Source organism: Emticicia sp. C21 (assembly GCF_003418935.1).
Lineage (GTDB): Bacteria > Bacteroidota > Bacteroidia > Cytophagales > Spirosomataceae > Emticicia.
Genome location: NZ_QVMT01000001.1, coordinates 491239 through 512646, shown reverse-complemented (window position 1 = coordinate 512646; position 21408 = coordinate 491239). Strand labels below are relative to the sequence as shown.

Genomic DNA, 21408 nt, shown 5'->3' with positions numbered 1-21408 from the left:
ATCACTCAATCGCTCATTCACTAAATCATTCAATTATTTTTCTCAACTCCTCAATACGTTTCAACTTCGCGGGGTTGCGCCATTGTTTGGCGGTTTCTGTCCAGTATTGATGGTTTTCTAAGAAGCTTATCTGTATTTTATTCCAGCTATCTATATCTGTTACCATTTCTCGCGCATGCAATTCTTCATAAAGTGAACGGGAAATAGTCCAGAAATCCTCTCTTCCTAAATAATCAAGGTCGGCATCGGCAATGATTCTTTCTAAATGATTGGTTGGATTTTGAGGGATTTTAGTGGCCATTATCAAACCACATATTTTCTCAATCTGTTCGTCGGAATATTCAAAATCAGGTAAGGAGATTTTTGCTAATCGGCAACTTTCTTCTTCATGACCCTGATAAGTACTAATGAAACCCAGGTCGTGATAAAACGCGGCGGTTTGCAGGATATGCAATGTTTCTGTGTCGTGTATTCCCTCAGCTATGGCTATCTGTAAAACTGCATTGCTTACATCAATGGTATGATGTGGCCCATGATAAAACAAGGTATCAGATAAACTCTCATCGAGTTTGTCGAAAACATACTCTTCTGCCTTTTCAATATCCATTTGCGTGTAATTTTGGCTATTAGGAAAACTCAACTGATGCTTATAGGTTTCAGATTGCAAATATTACCACAAATTTTATTCAAATAATCCTAACATGTATCTTTTTTATCAGGAAAATCAGCATCTCTGCTTTGCTGATTCGATAAAATTGTATTTTGCAGGATTCTTCGTTATTTTTGGTTGAGAATGATTATTCGAATTAAATCATCTATTATTGCATAGCCGAATTAATTTAAGCATTTACCCCCGACTTACTCCTACAGCACTATGAAAGTTGACTACAGCGATATGGTGGAGAAAGGCATATTTACATTTTTTGTAATACGCTTTTTACGCAACTATTATGATACGCCTAACCGATTCCCGGAATATGATAAGATATTAAAAAAGACCTGGGTGTTTGTAGTGCCACTGTTTCTATTGGCAAGCTTGCCCGGTATGAAGTTTATCAGAGACTGGTACTACGAGGTTTTTATATTAATTGGGGCATTTCTCATTTACCGGGCTAGATATAATCGAAATACACGCACGCTGTTTACAGCAGTGTTACCGGTTGTCATCATGATTTTCATTAATGCCTTTTTTGAATTTATATTTCCATCGTTCTATAAAGAGTATGATGAAATATTTGGCACTGCCTATGGTTTTGCTTTTTTCTGGATGATTGGTTTCGGTATTTATGCGCATAGACAAAATAAAGAAGAACAAACGCAAAGGCAAAAAGCCGAAGACGAGAGGCTAAGAAATGAAGCTAAAAAGCAAGAACTGGAATATCAGGTAGCAGAACGAACGGCTGAACTGACAAAACAGAAAAATGAGTTAGAAGAAACCATTGCTGAACTAAAAGCTACTCAGAACCAGCTGGTGCAGGCTGAAAAAATGGCCTCATTGGGGGAACTAACTGCAGGTATTGCTCATGAAATACAAAACCCTCTGAACTTTGTCAATAATTTCTCAGAACTAAGTGTAGAATTAGCTAAAGAGTTACAGGAAGAATTAGACAGAGAAGACCAGGATAAAGATCTAATTGTGGACTTAGTAAGTGATCTTGTACAGAATCAGGAGAAAATCAACCATCATGGTAAGCGTGCTGCAAGCATTGTAAGAGGAATGTTGCAACACTCCCGGACAAGCACTGGGCAAAAAGAAGAAACGGATATGAATGATCTGGCTGATGAATACCTACGTCTTTCTTATCATGGTTTAAGAGCTAAGGACAAAACCTTCAATGCTGACTTTAAAACGCATCTGGATCCTAAAGTGCCCAAAGTAAAGATAATACCGCAGGATTTTGGTCGGGTATTGCTGAATCTTTTTAACAATGGCTTCTATGCAGTTCAGCAAAAAGCCAAAATGGGTATTGATGGCTATAAACCAATAGTAGAAGTGAGTACCGAATTTGTAGAAAAAGATAACGAGATTGTAATTAAAGTAACTGATAATGGCACGGGTATACCTGAAAGTGTAAAGAACAAGATTTTCCAACCATTCTTTACTACCAAACCAACAGGACAGGGCACAGGCTTAGGTTTATCTTTAGCTTTTGATATTATTACCAAAGGCCACGGAGGAGTATTAGAAGTAAATTCCAAAGAGGGCGAAGGAACTGAATTTGTGATTACGATACCTGTGAATTAAGAATTTAGTGAATGAGCGGCCGCCGCTGCGGTGATTGAGTGAGTAATTAGAATTATTTTCTTAGCTTAATCATTTCAATTAGCTAAAACGGTATGCCGTCGCGGCAAAGTTCAAGATAAATCAATTAATCAATAAATCACCGCAGCGGCGGCCGCTCATTCACACAATCACTCAATAATAATATTTTAAACACTACATGAAGCATTTTTATCTGTTTTTTATACTGCTTTTGAGCATAGAGGCGATTGGACAAAAACAAAAGAAATTTACACCACTTGATTCGATTCCAATTTATGGATTTACCCTTAGTAATCATTGGAAATGGCATGTGGGAGATAATCCGATTTGGTCGCAGTTAAATTTCGATGATAGTAAGTGGGAAAAACTGCCCGTAAGTGAATCTATCGAAGAGTTTCCCGAATTAAGGAATGCTGAAATAGCCTGGTTCAGAAGACCTATACAGGTTAAACAAAAATTGGTTAACCAACCGCTTTCTATTAGTGTCAAACAGATGGGGGCTTCTGAAATTTATCTCGATGGTAAACTCTTACATAAATTAGGGGTGGTAAGTAAAAGTCCGGATAAGGAAAAGACAGACGTCTACACTACCTCACTACCGATTATTTTTTCAGATACCAATAAGCATGTTTTAGCAGTAAGATATTCATTTACAAAGGATAATTTTTACTATCCGGGTACAAACTCTGAGACCTTTCATTTAAGGATTCATAATGCAAAAGATGTAGGCGAGTTTTTAGAAAGTCAAACTACTCGTACTGCCGGATTCTATTACTTTTTTACGGGTATTTTCCTGATTTTTGCCATTCTTCATTTCTCTTTTTATGCCTCAAATAGAGCCAGAAAAGTAAGTTTAAGTCTAGGGTTAACCATGTTTTTATTGACATTAGCCTTTTTCTTACGAAGTCTGGAAAGTTATCAGGAGGAAATTTCATCGAAGGAAGTATTTGGATTATTCTCTGTCATTACTACTTATTTAGGTATTTTCTTTATCAACGTATCTTTATACCAATACCTGAATCAGAAATTTGGTATCATATTTTACATACTGGGTTTTATGGTAATAGGTGGTATGTTCTGTTATATTTTTAACTGGAACCTGCCCTGGGCTATTGAATCATGGCCGCCTTTTCTCTTATTATTTGTCGATTTTATCAGAGTGAGCATCATAGCCGACCGTCGGAAAGATTCTAATGCCAAAGTGCCTATTTACTCATTGATTGTAGTGGCTGTCTGTGCTGCTATTGCCATCATATTTTTAATGATTGAAGGATCAACTGGTACCGGAACAGATAGCCTTATCCTGAATCTGGGTATATTTCTTATCATTATTATGTTCTTTAGTATTCCAATCGGTTTATCACTGTCATTGGTAAGAGAATATACCAGAACTCACCAGGCTTTGAGCAATAAACTCATTGAAATAGAAAAATTATCTGCTAAAAACCTGGCACATGAGCAAGAAAAACAACAGATACTGGCCGCGCAAAACGAGGTACTGGAGAAACAGGTAGCAGAACGCACGGCAGAATTAGCAAAATCTTTAGAAGAATTAAAAGCCACTCAAACGCAGTTGATTCAGAGCGAGAAACTAGCTTCATTAGGTGAACTGACAGCAGGTATTGCCCATGAAATACAGAATCCACTCAATTTTGTAAATAATTTCTCTGAATTAAGTAAAGAACTGATTGAAGAATTGGAAGAAGAAAGAAGCAAAGAAAAAGCCGAGCGGGATGAAGGACTGGAAGAAGAATTATTGGGCGATATTGCGCAGAACCTTGAAAAAATCAATCATCATGGCAAACGGGCGAGTAGTATTGTAAAAGGTATGCTCGAACATTCAAGGGCAAGTTCAGGTAAAAAAGAGCCTACCGATGTAAATGCTTTAGCCGATGAATACCTGCGTCTGGCTTACCATGGCATCAGAGCCAAAGACAAAAGTTTTAATGCCGACTTTAAAGCTAATTTAGATGAAAGCTTACCCAAGATTCCTCTAATTACTCAAGATTTTGGTAGAGTCTTACTCAATCTTATCAATAATGCCTTTTATGCCGTAAAAGATATGCAGGGCAAAGGACAGGTGATGGTTAGCACGAAGAAACTTTCTGACCAAGTTGAAATAAAAGTGTCCGATAATGGGACGGGTATTCCGGATCATGTGAAAGCCAAGATTTTCCAGCCCTTTTTTACGACTAAACCAACCGGACAAGGTACCGGATTGGGGCTTTCGTTGGCCTATGATATTGTTACCAAAGGCCATGGTGGCACTCTTGATGTAGAAACAAAAGAGGGAGAGGGAACGACGTTTATCATCAAATTGCCTTATCTTTGAAATATATTTATCGCTTAACCCAGAATTTATGAAAATATTAGTAGTTGACGACGAAGAAGATGTAAGAACTTTATTTGAACAGCGTTTTCGTCGGGAAATCAGAGCAGGCGAATTTGATTTTGCTTTTAGTGGCTCAGGTGAAGAGGCTTTAACCTATCTGTCAGGACAAGATTCGCAAGCGGTTTTGATTTTATCAGATATTAATATGCCAGGCATGAGTGGATTGGAACTGCTGAAACATATCCGTACTGCTTCGCCGAGTGCCCCGCCCATCATTATGATGATTACGGCTTATGGAGACGAAGAAAGCCATGCGCAAGCCCTTAATTTAGGGGCTAATGATTTCCTGACTAAGCCTTTAGATTTTTCAGAACTCAAACAAAAACTTAAAAGTTCTATATGAACGCCAAGATAATGGTTGTGGACGATGAGGCCGATTTAGAAACGCTCATCAAACAGAAATTCCGCCGACAGATTCGAGAGAAAACATATGAATTCAGCTTCGCACAAAATGGTGCTGAAGCCTTAAAAATATTACAGGAGTTTCCAGATATTGATATGGTATTGAGTGATATCAATATGCCAGAAATGGATGGACTGACTCTATTAAGTAAGATTTCTGACAATCATCCGCTATTAAAAGCTGTGATTGTATCGGCTTATGGCGATATGGACAATATCAGAGTTGCCATGAATCGTGGGGCATTCGATTTTTTAACTAAACCAATCAATTTCGAAGATTTAGAAGTAACGGTTGAGAAAACCATTAAGCACGTAACGCAGTTACGGCAGACCTTACAGGCTATCAAAGAGAATAATATCCTGAAAATGTATGTCGATGAAACGGTGCTCAAATTTATGAATAGTCATGAGTTTGAAAAATCGCTTACAGCTAACGAAACCATTGAAGCCACCGCGGTTTTCATTGATATTTGTGGTTTTACCTCAATTTCAGAAAAAGAATCACCTGATACGGTTGTAAACCTGATTAATAAGTATTTTGACGTGATGGTAAAAGGGATTATAGACCAGGGCGGACATGTAGATAAATTTATGGGCGATGCAGTTATGGCCGTTTTCAAAGGCGAATATCATATCGATCGTGCCATTGAAGCGTCTTTAGCTGTACGCTCGGCAATTGATAAGATTGAAGAGGTATTGCCTAATCATGCTACCTATCTACCTAAAGTATCAATAGGCATCAATACTGGTGAAATGATTTCGGGTAATATCGGTTCAGCCTCCTTGAAGCGTCTGGATTATACAGTTATAGGTGATGCTGTTAATACTGCCCAACGCTTGCAGTCGGCAGCCAAACCAAGCCAGATTATTATCAGTGAAGCCACCTATGAGAAAGTAAAAGAATCATTTAATTGTAAGGAAGTAGGAGAGGTGACATTGAAAAATAAAGCTAAGACTGTGAAATTGTATGAGGTTGTGGCGTGATGTTTAGAGACGTACGGTTCGCCACGCGATTGCAATAGATCTTCGAGGGATTATCCAATCCAACAAATGCAGTTTGAGATGTAAAAATCAAAGACATTCTTTTATATTCACAGACCTTTGGAGACGCCATGCATGTCGTCCTACAAATAATTAATCTCTTTTACGTACGTATATATCAAATTTTATAGGCTGAAAGGAACGCGCTACAACGATTTAGGGTTATTATAATTGAATAAGAATAGCATCTTGGCTATTTTGGTTGTATCTTTGCAGCCTAATTTTTTAGTATCTATCAGAGTATTTGACAATCAATAGTCAAGAATCATTTAAAATAAAGCTTAAAAATGCTCACTATCAGTAATTTACACGCGCGGATTGAGGAGAAAGAGATATTACGAGGAATAAATTTTGAAGTAAAACCGGGCGAAGTTCATGCCATTATGGGCCCAAACGGCTCTGGAAAAAGTACACTTGCTTCAGTTCTGGCAGGTAGAGAAGACTATGAAATAACTAATGGTACAGTTGATTTCAACGGTAAAGATTTATTAGATATGTCTCCGGAAGAAAGAGCCGCGGAAGGTATCTTTCTGGCATTTCAATATCCAGTGGAAATCCCTGGTGTAACCACCGTTAATTTCCTTAAAACTGCAATAAACGAAATCCGTAAGTATAACGGACAAGAGTCTTTAGACGCTGCGCAATTCCTGAAAAGAATGAAGGAAAAGGCGAAGTTGGTGAAGATTGACGATACTTTGTTGAGACGCTCATTGAATGAAGGGTTCTCTGGTGGAGAAAAGAAACGTAACGAGATTTTCCAGATGGCTATGTTAGAGCCACAATTATGTATTCTTGACGAAACTGATTCCGGTCTTGATATTGATGCCCTTAGAGTTGTAGCTGAAGGCGTAAACAAACTAAGAGACGAAAACCGCTCGTTCATCGTTGTAACCCACTACCAACGTTTGTTAGACTATATTGTACCTGACTTTGTACACGTATTATATAAAGGAAGAATTGTGAAATCGGGTACTAAAGAATTAGCACTTGAGTTGGAAGAAAAAGGTTATGACTGGATCAAAGCAGAAGTTGATTCGCTTGAAGTAGCTTAACCCATCTATCTATGACAATCATTCAGGTTCCTGACAGTCCAAAACCCGTAGGTCATTATTCGCACGCAATTGTGAGCAATGGTCAGGTGTTTACCTCAGGTATACTACCCATCAGAATAAAAACCTCTGAAAAATTAACTATTGATACTTCTATTGAAGAGCAACTGTCTGTGGTTTTTGATAACCTCACACAGATTCTGGCAGAAGCAGGTAGTAGCCTAGATAAAGTGGTTAAAACAACCGCTTATATCGTAGACGGGGAGCATTGGGGAATCGTTAATCAAATGTATGCCAGTTATTTCGGGAATCATAGACCAGCACGGTCAATCATTCCGGTAAAAGAATTACACTTTGGCTATAAAATAGAATTAGAAGCAGTAGCAGAATTATAAGATGAGTTCTATACATAATACAGACTTAAAAAGTCAATTAATTGCTGATTTTCAGACTTTGCAATTACAACTGAATGGCAAGAGTTTATTGCCTATCAATCAGTTGCGTAGCGAGGCCATGAATAATTTTGAGAAACTGGGTTTCCCGACAATTCGCCATGAAGAATGGAAGTACAGCAATGTTTCGGCTTTAGCCAAGCAAAATTTCAATTTTCAGGCAGGTTCCGATTTCAGCAATAAAGATTTAAAAGAAATACATCTGCCACACCTGAAAGGTAATGTATTATACTTTATTAATGGTGTATTTCATGCAGAATTATCGCATATCGAAAGTCCGGGTGACTATCTGAAAGTAGTGCCTTTTGCTGAAGCACAAGAGCAAATGCCAGAGGTAATCGATCAGTATTTTGCTCGATATGCCGACTACAAAAACGATGCTTTCACTGCTTTGAATACGGCTATGGCGAAGGATGGCGTCGTGGTACACATTGCTGATAATAAAACTCTGGAAGAACCTGTTATCCTTCGTTTCATTGGTGATACCCGTAAAGAAGATGTGGGCTCACAAGTAAGAAACCTGATTGTAGTTGGCAAAAATGCAGAAGTGAAAATAGCAGAAGCTTACCGCACTATTGGAGATAATAAGTATTTTATCAATACAGTTACAGAGTTTGTATTGTTTGAAGATGCCAGAGCAGATTATTATAAAGTACAGAACGAAAGCGATAAGACACACCATATCGGTACTACACAGGTGTACCAGAAAGACAGAAGCTATTTCTATGCGGCAACCGTCACAGTGAATGGTGGTTTTGTCAGAAATAACCTGAATATTGTTTTGGATGGTGAGCATATTGAAAGCCATATGTACGGTTTATATGTACCAACGGGTAAGCAACACATAGACAACCATACCCTGGTAGACCACAGAAAACCTAATTGTCAAAGCAATGAGCTATATAAAGGTATTCTGATGGATAAGTCGACAGGGGTTTTCAATGGCAAAATATTTGTGCAACAGGATGCGCAAAAAACCAATGCCTATCAGAACTGCCGCAATGTAGTAACCACTGATGAGGCAACCATGAATACCAAACCTCAGCTGGAAATCTGGGCTGATGACGTAAAATGTTCTCACGGTACTACCACTGGTAAACTGAACGACGAAGCGATTTTCTATATGCAATCGCGTGGTATTCCAAAAAAAGAAGCTATTCGTTTGCAATTATTAGCCTTTGCCGAAGATGTAGTATCCCAAATCAAAATTGATTCTATCAAAGAATATCTGGAAGGATTGATTGTTGATAAATTAGGAAGTTTAGGAAAGTAACTGATAGATATACTATATTGAAATCCTCATAGTTACTATGAGGATTTTTTTGTTGGTATATTGAATTAAGGAGGATTTTGCTATATTGTTATTCAAACTATAAAAATATATTTAAGCTACAATGGGCGCAAATTTACATGTTGAGGTTCATCTCAAATTAGCAGACAATACCGAAGAAAATTTCGATATTGATTCTGAAAATATTTATTATCTGTTTAATGGTGGTACTACTCATAGACATTACAATAAAGGTATCCATATATATTGGCCTTATACACTGACAAAACAGGAAATAAATACAATTAAGGTGCTAGAACTAACTGAAGATGATTATGAAGATTATAAAGGCATACCAGATCGGTTCTCGGATAGGTGGGCATCACCTGAAGAGTATGAAGCAATATTATATAAAGTTAGATTAACTTTATATAGTGAAGTTAAAAAGTATAAAGAAGAAAGCAGAGAGAATTATTCCAAAATTCCGCCTGAATTACAGAAAGCAGCACATGAATATTATTTAAGCCTTAATCGACTATTTTATGAATTGGCAGCTGTAGAACATTATGTAAATATGGCAAAGGAAAAGCAAGCAAAAATTATTCTTACAATAGAAGAGTCTTAATATTATATAGGAATTCATTCTTGATCAGAAAATTAGGACGAATTATTGTTATTTGTACAAATTCTCATGGTTAAGGCTATGGGAATTTTTTGTAAAGGAGATTGAATGTACTATCCATTTAATAAATAACCCATAACATAAGCCCAGCATTTTCGTTTGATAGAAAACTTCGATTAATTTCGCACAAAAAACAATCATATACCATGAAGAGCATCCTGTTTGTTGTATTAATAGCTTTACTCAATTTTTCAGCCAATGCCCAAAGTGCCGCCGACATTATTAACGGCATGAAAAGTGGTAAAAAAGTAAAACCCAAGCCTGAGTACAATTTTGCAGGTTCGCTTAAATTTCAGGTAACGGCAACCAATGATGGTAAGACTTCTAAGGGGCAACAAATGTGGTATTTTCCAGTAGGCAGTGAGAATATTTTCGGTATTGCAATGAATATGGGACAAGGCGGTAATATGCGTGGAGTATTTGATTATACCGGTAAATCAATGATAATGTTTATTGAAGACCAGAAAATGGTTATGGGTATCCCGCTTGATTTAGATAAAACCATGAAAGATATTCAGAATGACCCTAAAACAAAGGTTTCAACTCCAAAGAAAACGGGCAAAACAAAAACGGTTTTAGGCTATAAGTGCGAGGAGTGGATTACCGAAAATGCTGACTTTACCAGCTCAGTATGGATAAGTGATAAATTACCTATTAAATCAGGAAGCTTTTATAAAATTATGGCACAACAACTAGCCAAAAGCACAGGCACACCTATGCCCGCTGATATGAAAGGCGTGCCTCTTGAGATTCAGGCAACAAATAAGAAAGAAGGAGATAAATACAGTATGATTTGTACTGAAATAAGCACCAAACCGACCAAATTCTCAACTGCAGGTTATAAAACCATGTGAGACTGGCGTTGCAGGTAATTTTCAATTTTACCCAATATTTCTTTCTGACGGTAAGGTTTTGGCAGATAATCGTCAAAACCTGCCTCTTCCAAAGCAGTAGAATCTTTTAAGAACACGTCGGCTGTCAGGGCAATAATAAAAGGTTGGTCGGTATCCTGATAGGTTTCTCTGATGAGTTTTGAAGTCATGATACCATTGATGCCCGGCAATTGAATATCCATAAAAATCAAATCATATTTCTTATTCTTAGATTCTGCCACGGCTTTTTCCCCGGTATCTACTATATCAAATTCATCCATCACTCCCTCCAGAATTCGTTTCAATATTTTCTGATTAAACTCATTATCTTCTACCACTAAAACACTATGATCAGCTAAAATTTTCTGAGGCTTGTTCTCTTCAACCTGCTGAACCGGCTGATGCACCACAGTCTTGAATACCCATTTTTCAACCATTTTCATTAAATTCTTCAACTTCAATGGTTTAATCATCATGTCACTGTATCCAAATCTGGCGTATTCTTTGGTCTCCTTTTCATGGCTATATCCCATTACCACAATAGGCGTCTGCTCAGATATGCCATTTTCTCTGAATACTCTGATTGTTTTTTCTAATTCACCTTTTACCTGTATCGAATCAACCAATATGATTGATGGAGGTGTTTGAGGGACTTCAAAGAATTTTTCAGGTGAGCTAAGCGCAACTAATTCCAGTTTTTTGTCTTTAAAGTACTGGTCAAATGTCTCAACTGCTTCTCTTGAATCTATTGTCCAGATGCAAGCTTCTGTGTTAGCATATTTTGTGAATAAATCACCCAAAAGAATAGGCTTTGAGTCAGTATTTTCAAAAGGCACTTCGAAGAAAAACTCTGCGCCTTCGTTAACCTTACTCTTTACACCAATTACGCCCCCCATCATCTCGGTCAAACGCTTACAGATAGCCAACCCTAAGCCTGTTCCACCTGAATGCTTATTGGTTACTTGTTTGAAACGGTCAAATATCATCTCCTGCTCGTTGGCTTCAATACCTTTACCTTGATCTATTACCTTGCAGGATAGGGTAGGTTTGCCATCAATATTTCTTGCTGAAACCTTGATAGTTACCCAACTACCATTAGGCGAGAATTTAACCGCATTAGAAACGAAGTTCAGTATAATCTGGCGCAATCGGTTTCTGTCAGCTTTGATATACACCGGCAGATTAGGATTGAGCATGACCCTTAACTGAATAGATTTTTCGAGAGCTGTTGCATAGAATACATCCACACAATCATCAAATAACTCAACCGAAGAGAATACCTCAGGTTGAATCATCAATTCACCTGCTTCAATTTTCGAGTAATCTAAGATATCATTAATCAAGGAAATAAGGCTTTCGCCACTTTTCTTGATAATATTTACCAATTCAAATTGTTCGTTTGATAAAACCGTATTTTCCAGTAAGCTCACCGCACCAATTACTCCATTCATAGGTGTGCGAATCTCGTGGCTCATATTAGCAAGAAAAGTGGTCTTCATTACATTATCCCTTCTTTCCTTTTCAGCCAGATGAATCAACTGGTGATTGATTACCTGTAAACGTTCTTCGACCTGTTCTTCAATTGTTACATCTTCAAAAATCCAGATTCTACCTGTATAACTATTTACATGAATTAATTGTGTGATAACATTATACGTACGGTTGATCGGCAGCCCAAATTTCCATCTCCACCGGTCAATAGAATTTGAGAACATCAACTCCTGCATGCGGCCTTGAACTTCCTCCTTATTTTGTAATTTGTTAATAAGGTTACTGAAACCCTCAGCAATTTTTTGTGAAGTAACTGGTTCATCTGAAGAAAATCCGAATAAATCATAAGCCTTGGTATTCATAAACACCCCATTGGCGCTTTCATCAACAAATACCATTGGTATCGGACTTTTACTAAGGATAGATTCAAATCTAATGTTGAGTTCTGTTAAATCGGTAGTAGTCTGATACGTTGAAACAATTTCTTCAAACCTGATTTTGCAAAGCAATGAGAAGTAGCGATAAGCACTATGAATATTGGCATCTTCGGCACAAATCTTCACCAGAAGTCCTGTAGAATGGTCAGTTTTGATGGCTTGTACGATAACTTTCCTGGCTGATTTATCAAAACTAAAGTTAGCTGTCTCTTCTTCTATTACTTTGAAAGTACTCTCGGTAAGGTCTTGTGTCTTCAGAAATGGGATTTTCAGACCTACCAGCGATGCATCAGTGCTATAAGCTATCTCGGCTACATCAGAGGGCAGAAAATGTACATAGTATATTTTTTCGGCAATATCTAATTTTTTCAGCGACTGGAGCAATACACCCATCATGTGGTCGATGGTATTATGGATTCCTATAGTAGATTTGAAAAACCTGACATACTTATTCGACCAGATTGTTTGTTCATCTGTATCTATCATCTGTGTATTGCTCTGAAGGATCATAGTGGGTATCGTTGCCTGAAAATTTGAGACATCCTATTACCCGAAATAAAGCAAAAATCAAGCCAAGCAAATGATATAAACACGATGCTACCGCTTAATAATTATTTTTTTTAATAAGATTAAATTCAAATAAAAAACTGAAAAATATCGAAGAAAAGCACCCGGATTTTAGGCAATCGAGGTGCTTGTAAGGTTTTATATATAGTAGAAAAATTACTTAACTCAATTGATTATATTCTTCCTGAATGATACCAATAAAGGCATCTATTTCATTAACCAGTGCATTAGATTCTTGGTTTGTAATGTCAAAATCGGGGTCAGTTTTTGCTTTTACCTCAAATTTTTTCATACGATCTGATAACTCAATACCGCCTACAAAGCCTACAGCTGAGCTTATGGCATGAATTTTCTTTACTACTGTATCCTTATCTTTTTCAGCTTGTGCTGTCTTAATTTCCTCAATTTCTTCAGGCATAAGTGCTAAAAAATCGCCTAGAACTTCAACCAGATACTCAGTCGTATCATAATTTTCCATGAGAAATTCTTTGTCAAGAACCGGATTAAACTGATGTGTTTCGAACATAATAGATTGGTAAAGGACTTGGTCTATCCTATTTTAATTTTTGCAAAAAAATAAAACTCATTTTTTAGCATAAGCAAAAATTGTCTGTAAGTGTCAGGTATAACTAGGTCAAAAACTATACCATGTAAAGAATATGGTGGAGAAACTTGTGCAAAGTTATAAAAATTAATTTTAAGTATTGTTGTCATATCTTCTCAAATAAGCACTTGGTGTCATTTTAGTGCGGTTTTTGAACTGGCGGTTAAAATTGGACACGTTGTTAAATCCATTGGCAAAACAAACTTCCAGCACGCTATTATCGCTACTTTGCAACATACGGCAGGCATGACCAATACGAATATCATTCAAAAATTCTGAGAAAGTCTTTCGGGTTCTTAGTTTGAAAAAACGACAGAAAGCATTAGGAGTCATATTAGCGATTCCCGCTACTTCTTCCAGATTTACTTCACGCTCATAATTCCGCATCAAAAACTCAAATACATCATTTATCCGTTGATTATCAGTCTCTTTTTGCGTGCTTTGATATGTGATGCTTGAAAGATATTCTTTATCAGGGGATACTGAAAGTGCATTCAGTATTTCAAGAAAAGTCAGGAGTTTTTCAAATCCTTTTTTATGAATAATAGATTCAACTAAGGTTGTCAGTTCATTAGCTTCTTTATTTCTGATTCTGAATCCTCTTGATGCTTCGTTCAGCAGACTTTTTAGGTGAAGCGTTTCTGGAATATCAAAGAAGTTTTCGCCTAAAATATCACCTCTGAAATAGATTGATATAGAATAAGCCCTTAAATTATCATTATAATATTCAGCATCACTCCGAAAAACATGGGGTAAATTGCTACCTAAGAAATATATATCATAGGGCTGAAAACGTTCTACATTATCACCTACAAACTGTGTTCCTGTACCCTCCAGTATAAGCGTTATCTGCCATTCAGGATGAAAATGCAACGTATCATAAAAATAGGGCAAATCATCAATCTGCACACGAAACGATTCTGTTTCTGTTTTGGGGATTCGGAAGAGTAGAGGTTTCATGAAATTTTTGTAGAGACGTGGTAAACTTTAATTGACAAATACTAATTTACCCCAATATAAATTATGAAACAACTATTCGGGATAAAAAAGTATAACTAATAGTGAAACAAACATAGGTTTTTGTGATTTGTAAACTATAGCTTTGTATCATCAAATAGAATCATTTATTATCTTATACTACTCAATATGAAACCTTCCTGGACAGGCGTTTATCCGGCAGTAACTACTAATTTTTTTCAGGACGAAAGTCTTGATTTAAAAACTTTCTCTTTTAACATCGATGAACAAATCAAAGCAGGTGTGCATGGCATTATCATCTGTGGCTCTTTAGGTGAAAATGGTACTTTAACTAAAGAGGAGAAACTGACATTGCTTGAAACTGCTAAGAATACTATTGCGGGCAGAGTGCCTTTAGTGATTTGTATTGCTGAATGTGTTACCCGTGAGGCAATTGCTTTTGCCAAAGAATGTGAGCAAACGGGTGCAGAGGGTTTTATGTTGCTGCCACCGATGCGCTACCCATCTGACGATAGAGAGACTTTACATTATTTGCATAAAGTAGCTGATTCAACAGATTTACCGGTAATGGCTTATAACAACCCACTGGCCTATAAGACTTTTATCTCTATTCCGATGTTTCATGAACTGGCGGCAAATCCGCACTTTGAAGCCATGAAAGAGTCGACAGGTGATATTCGGTACATGACTGATATTATCAATTCATTAGGAGATAGATTCAAGATTCTCTCGGGTGTAGATGATTTAGCCTTTGAAAGTCTGGTAATGGGTGCTGATGGTTGGGTAGCAGGTTTAGTAGATGCTTTTCCGCGTGAAACTGTGGCGATTTATGAATTAGTAAAACAAGGCCGTATTGAAGAAGCCAGAGCGATTTATCGTTGGCATTTCCCATTGATGCATTTAGATGTTTCTACTAAATTTGTACAAAACATCAAATTAGCGGAGGTAGCAACAGGATTAGGCACAGAATGGGTGCGCGAGCCACGATTGCCATTAGTGGGTGAAGAACGCGAACGTGTATTGAAAGTTATTAACGATTCTTTGGCAACAAGACCTGTATTACCTCAATTCTGATTAAAGATATGGTAAAGAGCTTTTTTTGTATAGATGCCCATACCTGTGGAAATCCGGTGAGATTGGTTGCCGGAGGAGGGCCGATATTGGAAGGCAAAAATATGTCTGAAAAAAGACAGCATTTTTTGCGTGAATACGACTGGATACGCAAGGGATTAATGTTTGAACCTCGCGGACACGACATGATGTCGGGAAGTATCCTTTACCCACCTCATGACCCCGCAAACGACGTAGCTGTGTTGTTTATTGAAACCAGTGGCTGTTTACCAATGTGTGGACACGGCACAATTGGTACTATAACCATTGCCATTGAGCATGGATTGATTCAGCCTAAAAAGCCTGGGTTTGTGAGAATGGAAGCTCCGGCAGGTTTGGTCATGATTGAGTATAAGCAAGAAGGGAGTAAGGTAAAATCAGTAAAACTAACCAATGTAGCATCGTTTTTAGCTGCTGAAGCTATTGAAGTAGAATGCCCTGATTTGGGTACCTTGAAAGTGGATGTAGCCTATGGTGGAAACTACTATGCCATTGTTGATGTCCAGGAGAATTTCCCGGGCTTGGAATATTTCAAAGCAGATCAGCTAATTGCCTGGGCAAGAGTATTAAGAGACCGTATCAACGAAAAACATACGTTTGTGCACCCTGAAAATCCAACCATTAATGGCTTAAGCCATATTGAGTGGACAGGTAAAGTAATTGACCCGACTTCAACGGCTCGCAATGCGGTTTTTTATGGCGATAAAGCCATTGACCGCTCACCTTGTGGCACTGGTACATCAGCCCGTATGGCGCAATGGGCAGCCAAAGGTAAATTGAAAGCGGGGGATGAATTTGTGCATGAAAGTATTATTGGTAGTAAATTTATTGGGCGTATTGAGGGTACAACCAAAGTTGGTGATTTCGATGCCATTTACCCAAGTGTTGAGGGTTGGGCAAGAATCTATGGTAATAATACCATTATGATTGACGACCAGGACGACCCTTATGCCTTCGGTTTTCAGGTGATATAAGATATTTATAATAGACATATTCATGGCTACAAAAGCAAATGCTCCGCAGGTTATTGCGCCCCAGGTTGTCATCATAGGTAGTGGGATTATAGGGTTGTACTCAGCTTATTATCTACAACAAAAAGGACATAAGGTAACCATTATTGAGCGTACTGATGGCGCTGATGGTTGTTCATATGGCAATGCAGGTATGATAGTGCCCAGCCACTTCATTCCGCTGGCAGTACCGGGTATGATAGAGAAAGGTATTCGCTGGATGTTTAATTCAGAAAGCCCTTTCTATGTAAAACCCCGCTTGAATTGGGATTTAATTTCATGGGGACTTAAGTTTTCCAAGGCAGCTAATGCTAAGCAGGTAGAAAAAGCGATGCCTGCTCTGCGAGATATAAGCCTATTGGCTAAAAAACTCTACCAGGATTTTGCCAAAGATGAGAAAAACGACTTTTCATTTGAGGAGAAGGGCTTGATGATGCTTTGCAAAACCGAGCATAATTTTCATGAAGAAGCAGAAGTAGCCGAAACTGCTAATAAACTAGGTATTGAAGCAAGAGTCTTAGACAGAGCAGCTTTGAATCAGCTAGAGCCTGAAGTAAAACCAGATGTAGCAGGAGCAGTATATTATCCGGGTGATGCCAGTCTATACCCAAATGCTTTGGTAAAGAAACTGAAAGACTTATTGCAAAAACAAGGGGTTGAATTTCTGTATAATACTGAAGTAATAGCTTTTGAATCAGAAAATGGTACTATTAAAAGCATCAAAACGCAATCAGATAAAACGATTGCAGTTGGAGAGTTAATTATTGCAACTGGCTCTTGGTCACAGACATTGGCCAAGCAATTGAATATTAACTTACCTATGCAGGCAGGGAAGGGTTATAGTACTACGCTTCAACAACAGAAAGGTAAAAAACTAAATATTCCCTCTATTTTATTAGAAGCAAGAGTAGCCATTACCCCAATGGCTGATAACCTGATTCGCTTTGGCGGTACAATGGAAATCGGAGGCATCAATCAGGATATTAATATGAATCGGGTGAGGGGAATTATCAAAGCCGTTCCTGAGTTCTTTCCTGATTATTCCATAGAAGTACCTAAACAGGAGAAAGTCTGGTCTGGGCTAAGACCTTGTTCACCCGATGGATTACCTTATATCGGGCGTACTAAAAAATACAAAAACCTGATTATTGCTTCGGGTCATGCTATGATGGGATTGAGCCTTGCACCCGGCACTGGGAAATTAGTGCAGGAAATTGTTGATAATGAGCAAACAAGCATAGATATTTCGCTGTATAAGCCGGAAAGATATGACTAACCAGAAACATTTATTTGTATTAGAAGAAGGTATCACCTATCTCAACGGGGCTGCTTATGCTCCAATGCTTAAAACCTCGATAGAAAAGGGTAATGAGGGAATGCTCATGAAAGCAAGCCGACCTTTCATGATTGACCCCAAAAGCCACTTTGAACCCGCTGAAAGAGTGCAAAAACTATTTGCGAGGTTGCTTAATATAAAGAATCCACAACGGGTAGCGATTATTTCAGCGGTATCTTATGGGATGGCTGTAGTGGCTAGTAACCTGCATCGTCTGCCTGATATTTCAGCTAAAAAGCATATTATATTGATCCAGGACGAGTTTCCAAATAATGTATATGCTTTCGAGAGATTGAGTCAACAGTTGTCCTTAAGTTATAACACTATTGCCAAACCGGATACTTTAGAAAATCGTGGACAGCTATGGAATGAAAGGATATTGAATGAAATCACGCATGAAACCGCAATGGTAGTCGTACCGAATATCCATTGGATATATGGTGTAAAGTTCAATCTGGTAGAAATTTCCAAGCGTTGTAAAGAAGTAGGTGCTTTAATGATTGTGGATGCCACGCAATCGGTTGGAGCAATGGATTTTGATGTGCAAAGCATTCAACCGGATGCAGTAATTTGTGCCGGATATAAATGGTTGTTAGGGCCTTACAGTATTGGTTTGGCTTATTTCGGTGAGTTTTTTGATGAGGGTGTTCCAGTAGAAGAATCATGGTTGAACCGTGTAAACAGCGACAAATTTGCCCAATTAATCAACTATCAAAAAGATTATCGCCCTTTTGCACAACGATACAATGCCGGAGAGTATTCGCAATTCATTCAATTGCCGATGTTGGAAGATGCCCTTTCTTACATTGTTGATTTGGGTGTAGATAATATCCAGCAGTATTGCCAAACCATCACACAAAAACCTTTAGAAGCCTTAGTGAGCCTAGGTTGTAGCCTTGAAACTAAAGCTTATAGAGGACATCATTTGTTGGGCATCAGCTTACCACAAGGAGTAGATAATCAAAGTTTCACAGAGCAGTTATTAAGCAATAAAATCATTATTTCTAATAGAGGAGTAGCTATTCGGATATCTCTCAATGTTTATAATTCAGAAGAAGATATGTGGAATTTGGTTGAGGTACTAGATAAAAGTTTGAAATAAGTCTAACAAAAAATTCCATCGTCAAGATGGAATTTTTTGCTTATGATAAGTACGTAGTTTCTATATTATGCTGGCTGGGATGGCCCTAATTCATTCTCCCACTTGGCAACAATAGCAGTGGCAACGGCATTACCCGCAACTGATGTAGCAGAACGGCCCATATCTAATAACCAGTCAACAGCAAATAAAAGTATCAATCCCTCAGCAGGCAGGTTAAATAAAGACATTGTGCCAGCAATAACCACCAATGAGGCACGAGGTACTCCGGCGATACCTTTACTTGTTATCAATAAGGTAAGTAGCATTGTCACCTGCTGACCAATCGACAAATCAATGCTATAAGCTTGCGCAATAAATCCGGTAGCAAAAGTCATGTACATCATTGAGCCATCCAGATTGAAAGAATAACCTAATGGTAAGACAAAACTCACGATTCTTTCAGATACCCCGAATTTTTTCAATTGCTCAATCTGCAATGGCATTGATGCCTCTGAACTAGCTGTACTGAATGATAAAAACAAGGCATCTTTTACATACTTTAATAATTTCCAATACTGCACTTTCGTGAACAGACAAATAAGCGGTAAGACGACCAGTATAAAGAATGCCAGCGTAGCAAAGAAACAAATAATCAGATATAAATAACCCCCTAAAATACCTAAGCCTTTTTGTGCAATTACGGCTGCTACTGCACCAAAAACGGCATAGGGAGCAAAGCCCATTACGTAGCCTACAATTTTAAACATCACCTCGGCAACGGCGTCCAGACCTTTGATAATCACTTTGCCATGGTTGCCGATGGCGGCAGTGGCAATACCAAAAAAGATAGAGAATACTACTATCTGTAAGATTTCGTTCGTAGCTAATGCTTCAAAGAAACTTTGTGGGAAGAGATGCGTGAAGAAGTTTTCTAGAGTCATCTTTTTTGATTCAATTCCTGTTTCAGCTCCTGATTCCGGCAATGGTATTTCCATCATTTTGCCCGGTTTTAAGATATTAACTGCAATCAAGCCTGTTAACAAGGATAAAATGGTAGCAAAGTAGAAATAACCCAAAGTTTTTACTCCGATACGCCCTACCGTTTTAAAATCTCCTAATTTGGCAATACCTACGGTAAGTATCGAGAAAATCAAGGGCCCGATAATCATTTTTATCAAGCGTAAGAAGATTTTGCTTAACAGGTTTAAGTATACACTCCATGAGGCAAGTTCTTCGGGGTTAGATTTTAAATAGGTATTCATGAAGTATCCTACAATGATACCCAGGGTCATACCTATAAAAATTTTCCAGGTAATATTTAGTTTCATAATGAAGTTGTTTTCCCTGTCCCCACAGAGAAGCAATGTTTAGGTTAAGGCTCAGAATCTGGCACTCTATAGGGAGTAGAGCATAATCCGGAAATTTTATTTATTACAATAATGGTTAAAAAATATAAGTAGTCAAAATAGTGGTAGGTTGAATGTTGATTTATTTAATGATTTTCTCTCAAATTTTCAATTTTCAGGTTAAGTAGAAGGTGTAAAACCAGAAAATTTATTATTAAATGGTAATATGCAACCGTACAATAAAATTTTTCGTATATTCTGTATCATTCATAGAAATTTTACGTCTTAGTAGTAGTAATTTTGAATCCAGAGAATGGGAGTTTGCTTCTATGATCTTTATGTTTAGGTGTTTCGTACTAGCCTATTTTTTTTCAGAATATCTACTTTTTATTACATTCTGAAAAAGTTTTTGAAAAATACCGTAGAACACGTATAAAGATCAGGGGTTTTTACGCTAAAATATTCCAGGAGAGTTTCAGAACTTTGTATCGTTCATTCAACTTGATAATATATAAGAAAATGTTTACGCTTTTAGAAATTGGAAATAGTCTCAACAAAATAGCCATGATTTACCCGCTACAAATCCTTTTAGTTGGTGTATTGTTGTTGCTAGGTATATATGTACTGTATCACTCTACCGGATTAAGTGGAGGGTTTGGTCAACGTAAAAGATATTAAAGTAGAATTTTGTTTCATCATAGTGGTTAGGGTTGTAGCAAAAAGCCATCTTTATTAAGATGGCTTTTTTGTTTGTGCTTGTTGATACTTTCTGTCTACCCCTCCAAAAGTCTGATTATTCCAAAAAACTTCTCAAACGATTTGAAAAAACAAGCCAAAGTTGGAAATTTAGTAAACGCTCAGACGTGGCTGCCTGGTCTTGGATAACAACTAGCGGTCCACAACTAGCCATCCACATAATAAATATTTCAATGGAGGCAGAGAAAAGAAAGAACGCAACCGCAATGCAGGATTTAGCCACTAAAAAGGCATCAGAAACAGTAGCCAATATGGTGGGTGCTTTTTGA

At 37.6% G+C, this 21408-nt stretch carries 20 protein-coding genes; 15 read left to right on the top strand and 5 right to left on the bottom strand.

The window, feature by feature from the left end; translation table 11 throughout:
* Positions 1–25: 25 nt before the first annotated feature.
* Positions 26–607 carry an HD domain-containing protein gene (locus tag D0T08_RS02170; RefSeq protein ID WP_116980922.1) on the bottom strand — a complete coding sequence of 194 codons (582 nt, stop codon included), beginning with the start codon at positions 605–607 and terminating at the stop codon, positions 26–28.
* A 267-nt stretch (positions 608–874) separates the two neighbouring features.
* Here D0T08_RS02170 and D0T08_RS02165 point away from each other — a divergent pair, with 267 nt between their 5' ends.
* From D0T08_RS02165 to D0T08_RS02125, 9 genes are all read left to right on the top strand, one after another.
* A complete protein-coding gene (locus D0T08_RS02165; protein ID WP_116980921.1) occupies positions 875–2245 on the top strand; it encodes a sensor histidine kinase in 1371 nt (456 codons plus the stop codon).
* Positions 2246–2441: 196 nt separating this feature from the next.
* Positions 2442–4595: an ATP-binding protein gene (locus tag D0T08_RS27875; RefSeq protein ID WP_229238882.1), complete on the top strand. Its 2154-nt coding sequence runs from the start codon at positions 2442–2444 to the stop codon at positions 4593–4595.
* A 28-nt stretch (positions 4596–4623) separates the two neighbouring features.
* The gene (locus D0T08_RS02155; RefSeq protein ID WP_116980920.1) at positions 4624–4998 is read left to right on the top strand and encodes a response regulator; all 375 of its coding nucleotides are present in this window, start codon (positions 4624–4626) and stop codon (positions 4996–4998) included.
* The gene (locus D0T08_RS02150; RefSeq protein WP_116980919.1) at positions 4995–6041 is read left to right on the top strand and encodes an adenylate/guanylate cyclase domain-containing protein; all 1047 of its coding nucleotides are present in this window, start codon (positions 4995–4997) and stop codon (positions 6039–6041) included. The genes D0T08_RS02155 and D0T08_RS02150 overlap by 4 nt, the downstream gene beginning before the upstream one ends.
* 344 nt (positions 6042–6385) lie before the next feature.
* Entirely contained in the window at positions 6386–7150 is a 765-nt protein-coding gene (gene sufC / locus D0T08_RS02145; RefSeq protein WP_116980918.1) for a Fe-S cluster assembly ATPase SufC, read from the top strand.
* Positions 7151–7161: 11 nt separating this feature from the next.
* Entirely contained in the window at positions 7162–7542 is a 381-nt protein-coding gene (locus tag D0T08_RS02140; protein ID WP_116980917.1) for a RidA family protein, read from the top strand.
* A 1-nt stretch (position 7543) separates the two neighbouring features.
* On the top strand, positions 7544–8872 hold the full coding sequence (sufD, locus tag D0T08_RS02135; protein ID WP_116980916.1) for a Fe-S cluster assembly protein SufD: 1329 nt from the start codon (positions 7544–7546) through the stop codon (positions 8870–8872).
* Positions 8873–8993: 121 nt separating this feature from the next.
* On the top strand, positions 8994–9494 hold the full coding sequence (locus D0T08_RS02130; protein WP_116980915.1) for a hypothetical protein: 501 nt from the start codon (positions 8994–8996) through the stop codon (positions 9492–9494).
* 203 nt (positions 9495–9697) lie between these two features.
* Complete coding sequence (locus tag D0T08_RS02125) at positions 9698–10405, top strand: DUF4412 domain-containing protein (protein WP_116980914.1); 708 nt, start codon at positions 9698–9700, stop codon at positions 10403–10405.
* Here D0T08_RS02125 and D0T08_RS02120 read toward each other — a convergent pair.
* The 3 genes from D0T08_RS02120 to D0T08_RS02110 all read right to left on the bottom strand — a co-directional run bounded on the left by D0T08_RS02120 (position 10390) and on the right by D0T08_RS02110 (position 14482).
* Positions 10390–12837: an ATP-binding protein gene (locus tag D0T08_RS02120; protein WP_158561172.1), complete on the bottom strand. Its 2448-nt coding sequence runs from the start codon at positions 12835–12837 to the stop codon at positions 10390–10392. The genes D0T08_RS02125 and D0T08_RS02120 overlap by 16 nt on opposite strands.
* Positions 12838–13078: 241 nt before the next feature.
* Positions 13079–13444, bottom strand: coding sequence for an Hpt domain-containing protein (locus tag D0T08_RS02115; protein WP_116980912.1), 366 nt, complete (start codon positions 13442–13444; stop codon positions 13079–13081).
* Between the two features lie 171 nt (positions 13445–13615).
* Positions 13616–14482 (bottom strand): AraC family transcriptional regulator, encoded by an 867-nt coding sequence (locus D0T08_RS02110; RefSeq protein ID WP_116980911.1) that lies wholly within the window; start codon positions 14480–14482, stop codon positions 13616–13618.
* A gap of 186 nt (positions 14483–14668) precedes the next feature.
* Between D0T08_RS02110 and D0T08_RS02105 the strand changes: the two genes are divergently transcribed.
* The 4 genes from D0T08_RS02105 to D0T08_RS02090 are packed head-to-tail and all read left to right on the top strand — an operon-like array spanning position 14669 to position 19058.
* Positions 14669–15574 carry a dihydrodipicolinate synthase family protein gene (locus D0T08_RS02105; protein WP_116980910.1) on the top strand — a complete coding sequence of 302 codons (906 nt, stop codon included), beginning with the start codon at positions 14669–14671 and terminating at the stop codon, positions 15572–15574.
* Between the two features lie 8 nt (positions 15575–15582).
* The gene (locus D0T08_RS02100) at positions 15583–16584 is read left to right on the top strand and encodes a 4-hydroxyproline epimerase (RefSeq protein ID WP_116980909.1); all 1002 of its coding nucleotides are present in this window, start codon (positions 15583–15585) and stop codon (positions 16582–16584) included.
* Between the two features lie 22 nt (positions 16585–16606).
* The gene (locus D0T08_RS02095; RefSeq protein ID WP_116980908.1) at positions 16607–17896 is read left to right on the top strand and encodes an FAD-binding oxidoreductase; all 1290 of its coding nucleotides are present in this window, start codon (positions 16607–16609) and stop codon (positions 17894–17896) included.
* Positions 17889–19058, top strand: coding sequence for an aminotransferase class V-fold PLP-dependent enzyme (locus D0T08_RS02090; protein WP_116980907.1), 1170 nt, complete (start codon positions 17889–17891; stop codon positions 19056–19058). The genes D0T08_RS02095 and D0T08_RS02090 overlap by 8 nt, the downstream gene beginning before the upstream one ends.
* 65 nt (positions 19059–19123) lie before the next feature.
* Here D0T08_RS02090 and D0T08_RS02085 read toward each other — a convergent pair whose 3' ends face one another.
* Positions 19124–20365, bottom strand: a complete 1242-nt coding sequence (locus D0T08_RS02085) for a dicarboxylate/amino acid:cation symporter (protein ID WP_116980906.1) — start codon at positions 20363–20365, stop codon at positions 19124–19126.
* A gap of 537 nt (positions 20366–20902) precedes the next feature.
* On the opposite strand from D0T08_RS02085, the gene D0T08_RS27500 reads away from it, so the two are divergent.
* Positions 20903–21061 (top strand): hypothetical protein, encoded by a 159-nt coding sequence (locus D0T08_RS27500; RefSeq protein ID WP_158561171.1) that lies wholly within the window; start codon positions 20903–20905, stop codon positions 21059–21061.
* A gap of 59 nt (positions 21062–21120) precedes the next feature.
* Positions 21121–21408, top strand: coding sequence for a hypothetical protein (locus tag D0T08_RS27495; protein WP_116980905.1), 288 nt, complete (start codon positions 21121–21123; stop codon positions 21406–21408).

What these genes read in the sequence shown, in the direction of transcription:
- D0T08_RS02100 (WP_116980909.1), top strand. Translation starts at nt 15,583, where the DNA reads ATGGTAAAGAGCTTTTTTTGTATAGATGCCCATACCTGTGGAAATCCG.
- D0T08_RS27875 (WP_229238882.1), top strand. Translation starts at nt 2,442, where the DNA reads ATGAAGCATTTTTATCTGTTTTTTATACTGCTTTTGAGCATAGAGGCG.
- D0T08_RS02165 (WP_116980921.1), top strand. Translation starts at nt 875, where the DNA reads ATGAAAGTTGACTACAGCGATATGGTGGAGAAAGGCATATTTACATTT.
- sufC (WP_116980918.1), top strand. Translation starts at nt 6,386, where the DNA reads ATGCTCACTATCAGTAATTTACACGCGCGGATTGAGGAGAAAGAGATA.
- D0T08_RS02170 (WP_116980922.1), bottom strand. Translation starts at nt 607, where the DNA reads ATGGATATTGAAAAGGCAGAAGAGTATGTTTTCGACAAACTCGATGAG.
- D0T08_RS02105 (WP_116980910.1), top strand. Translation starts at nt 14,669, where the DNA reads ATGAAACCTTCCTGGACAGGCGTTTATCCGGCAGTAACTACTAATTTT.
- D0T08_RS02085 (WP_116980906.1), bottom strand. Translation starts at nt 20,365, where the DNA reads ATGAAACTAAATATTACCTGGAAAATTTTTATAGGTATGACCCTGGGT.
- D0T08_RS02140 (WP_116980917.1), top strand. Translation starts at nt 7,162, where the DNA reads ATGACAATCATTCAGGTTCCTGACAGTCCAAAACCCGTAGGTCATTAT.
- D0T08_RS02110 (WP_116980911.1), bottom strand. Translation starts at nt 14,482, where the DNA reads ATGAAACCTCTACTCTTCCGAATCCCCAAAACAGAAACAGAATCGTTT.
- D0T08_RS02125 (WP_116980914.1), top strand. Translation starts at nt 9,698, where the DNA reads ATGAAGAGCATCCTGTTTGTTGTATTAATAGCTTTACTCAATTTTTCA.
- D0T08_RS02095 (WP_116980908.1), top strand. Translation starts at nt 16,607, where the DNA reads ATGGCTACAAAAGCAAATGCTCCGCAGGTTATTGCGCCCCAGGTTGTC.
- D0T08_RS27500 (WP_158561171.1), top strand. Translation starts at nt 20,903, where the DNA reads ATGTTTACGCTTTTAGAAATTGGAAATAGTCTCAACAAAATAGCCATG.
- sufD (WP_116980916.1), top strand. Translation starts at nt 7,544, where the DNA reads ATGAGTTCTATACATAATACAGACTTAAAAAGTCAATTAATTGCTGAT.
- D0T08_RS02120 (WP_158561172.1), bottom strand. Translation starts at nt 12,837, where the DNA reads ATGATAGATACAGATGAACAAACAATCTGGTCGAATAAGTATGTCAGG.
- D0T08_RS02150 (WP_116980919.1), top strand. Translation starts at nt 4,995, where the DNA reads ATGAACGCCAAGATAATGGTTGTGGACGATGAGGCCGATTTAGAAACG.
- D0T08_RS02090 (WP_116980907.1), top strand. Translation starts at nt 17,889, where the DNA reads ATGACTAACCAGAAACATTTATTTGTATTAGAAGAAGGTATCACCTAT.
- D0T08_RS02155 (WP_116980920.1), top strand. Translation starts at nt 4,624, where the DNA reads ATGAAAATATTAGTAGTTGACGACGAAGAAGATGTAAGAACTTTATTT.
- D0T08_RS02115 (WP_116980912.1), bottom strand. Translation starts at nt 13,444, where the DNA reads ATGTTCGAAACACATCAGTTTAATCCGGTTCTTGACAAAGAATTTCTC.
- D0T08_RS02130 (WP_116980915.1), top strand. Translation starts at nt 8,994, where the DNA reads ATGGGCGCAAATTTACATGTTGAGGTTCATCTCAAATTAGCAGACAAT.
- D0T08_RS27495 (WP_116980905.1), top strand. Translation starts at nt 21,121, where the DNA reads ATGGCTTTTTTGTTTGTGCTTGTTGATACTTTCTGTCTACCCCTCCAA.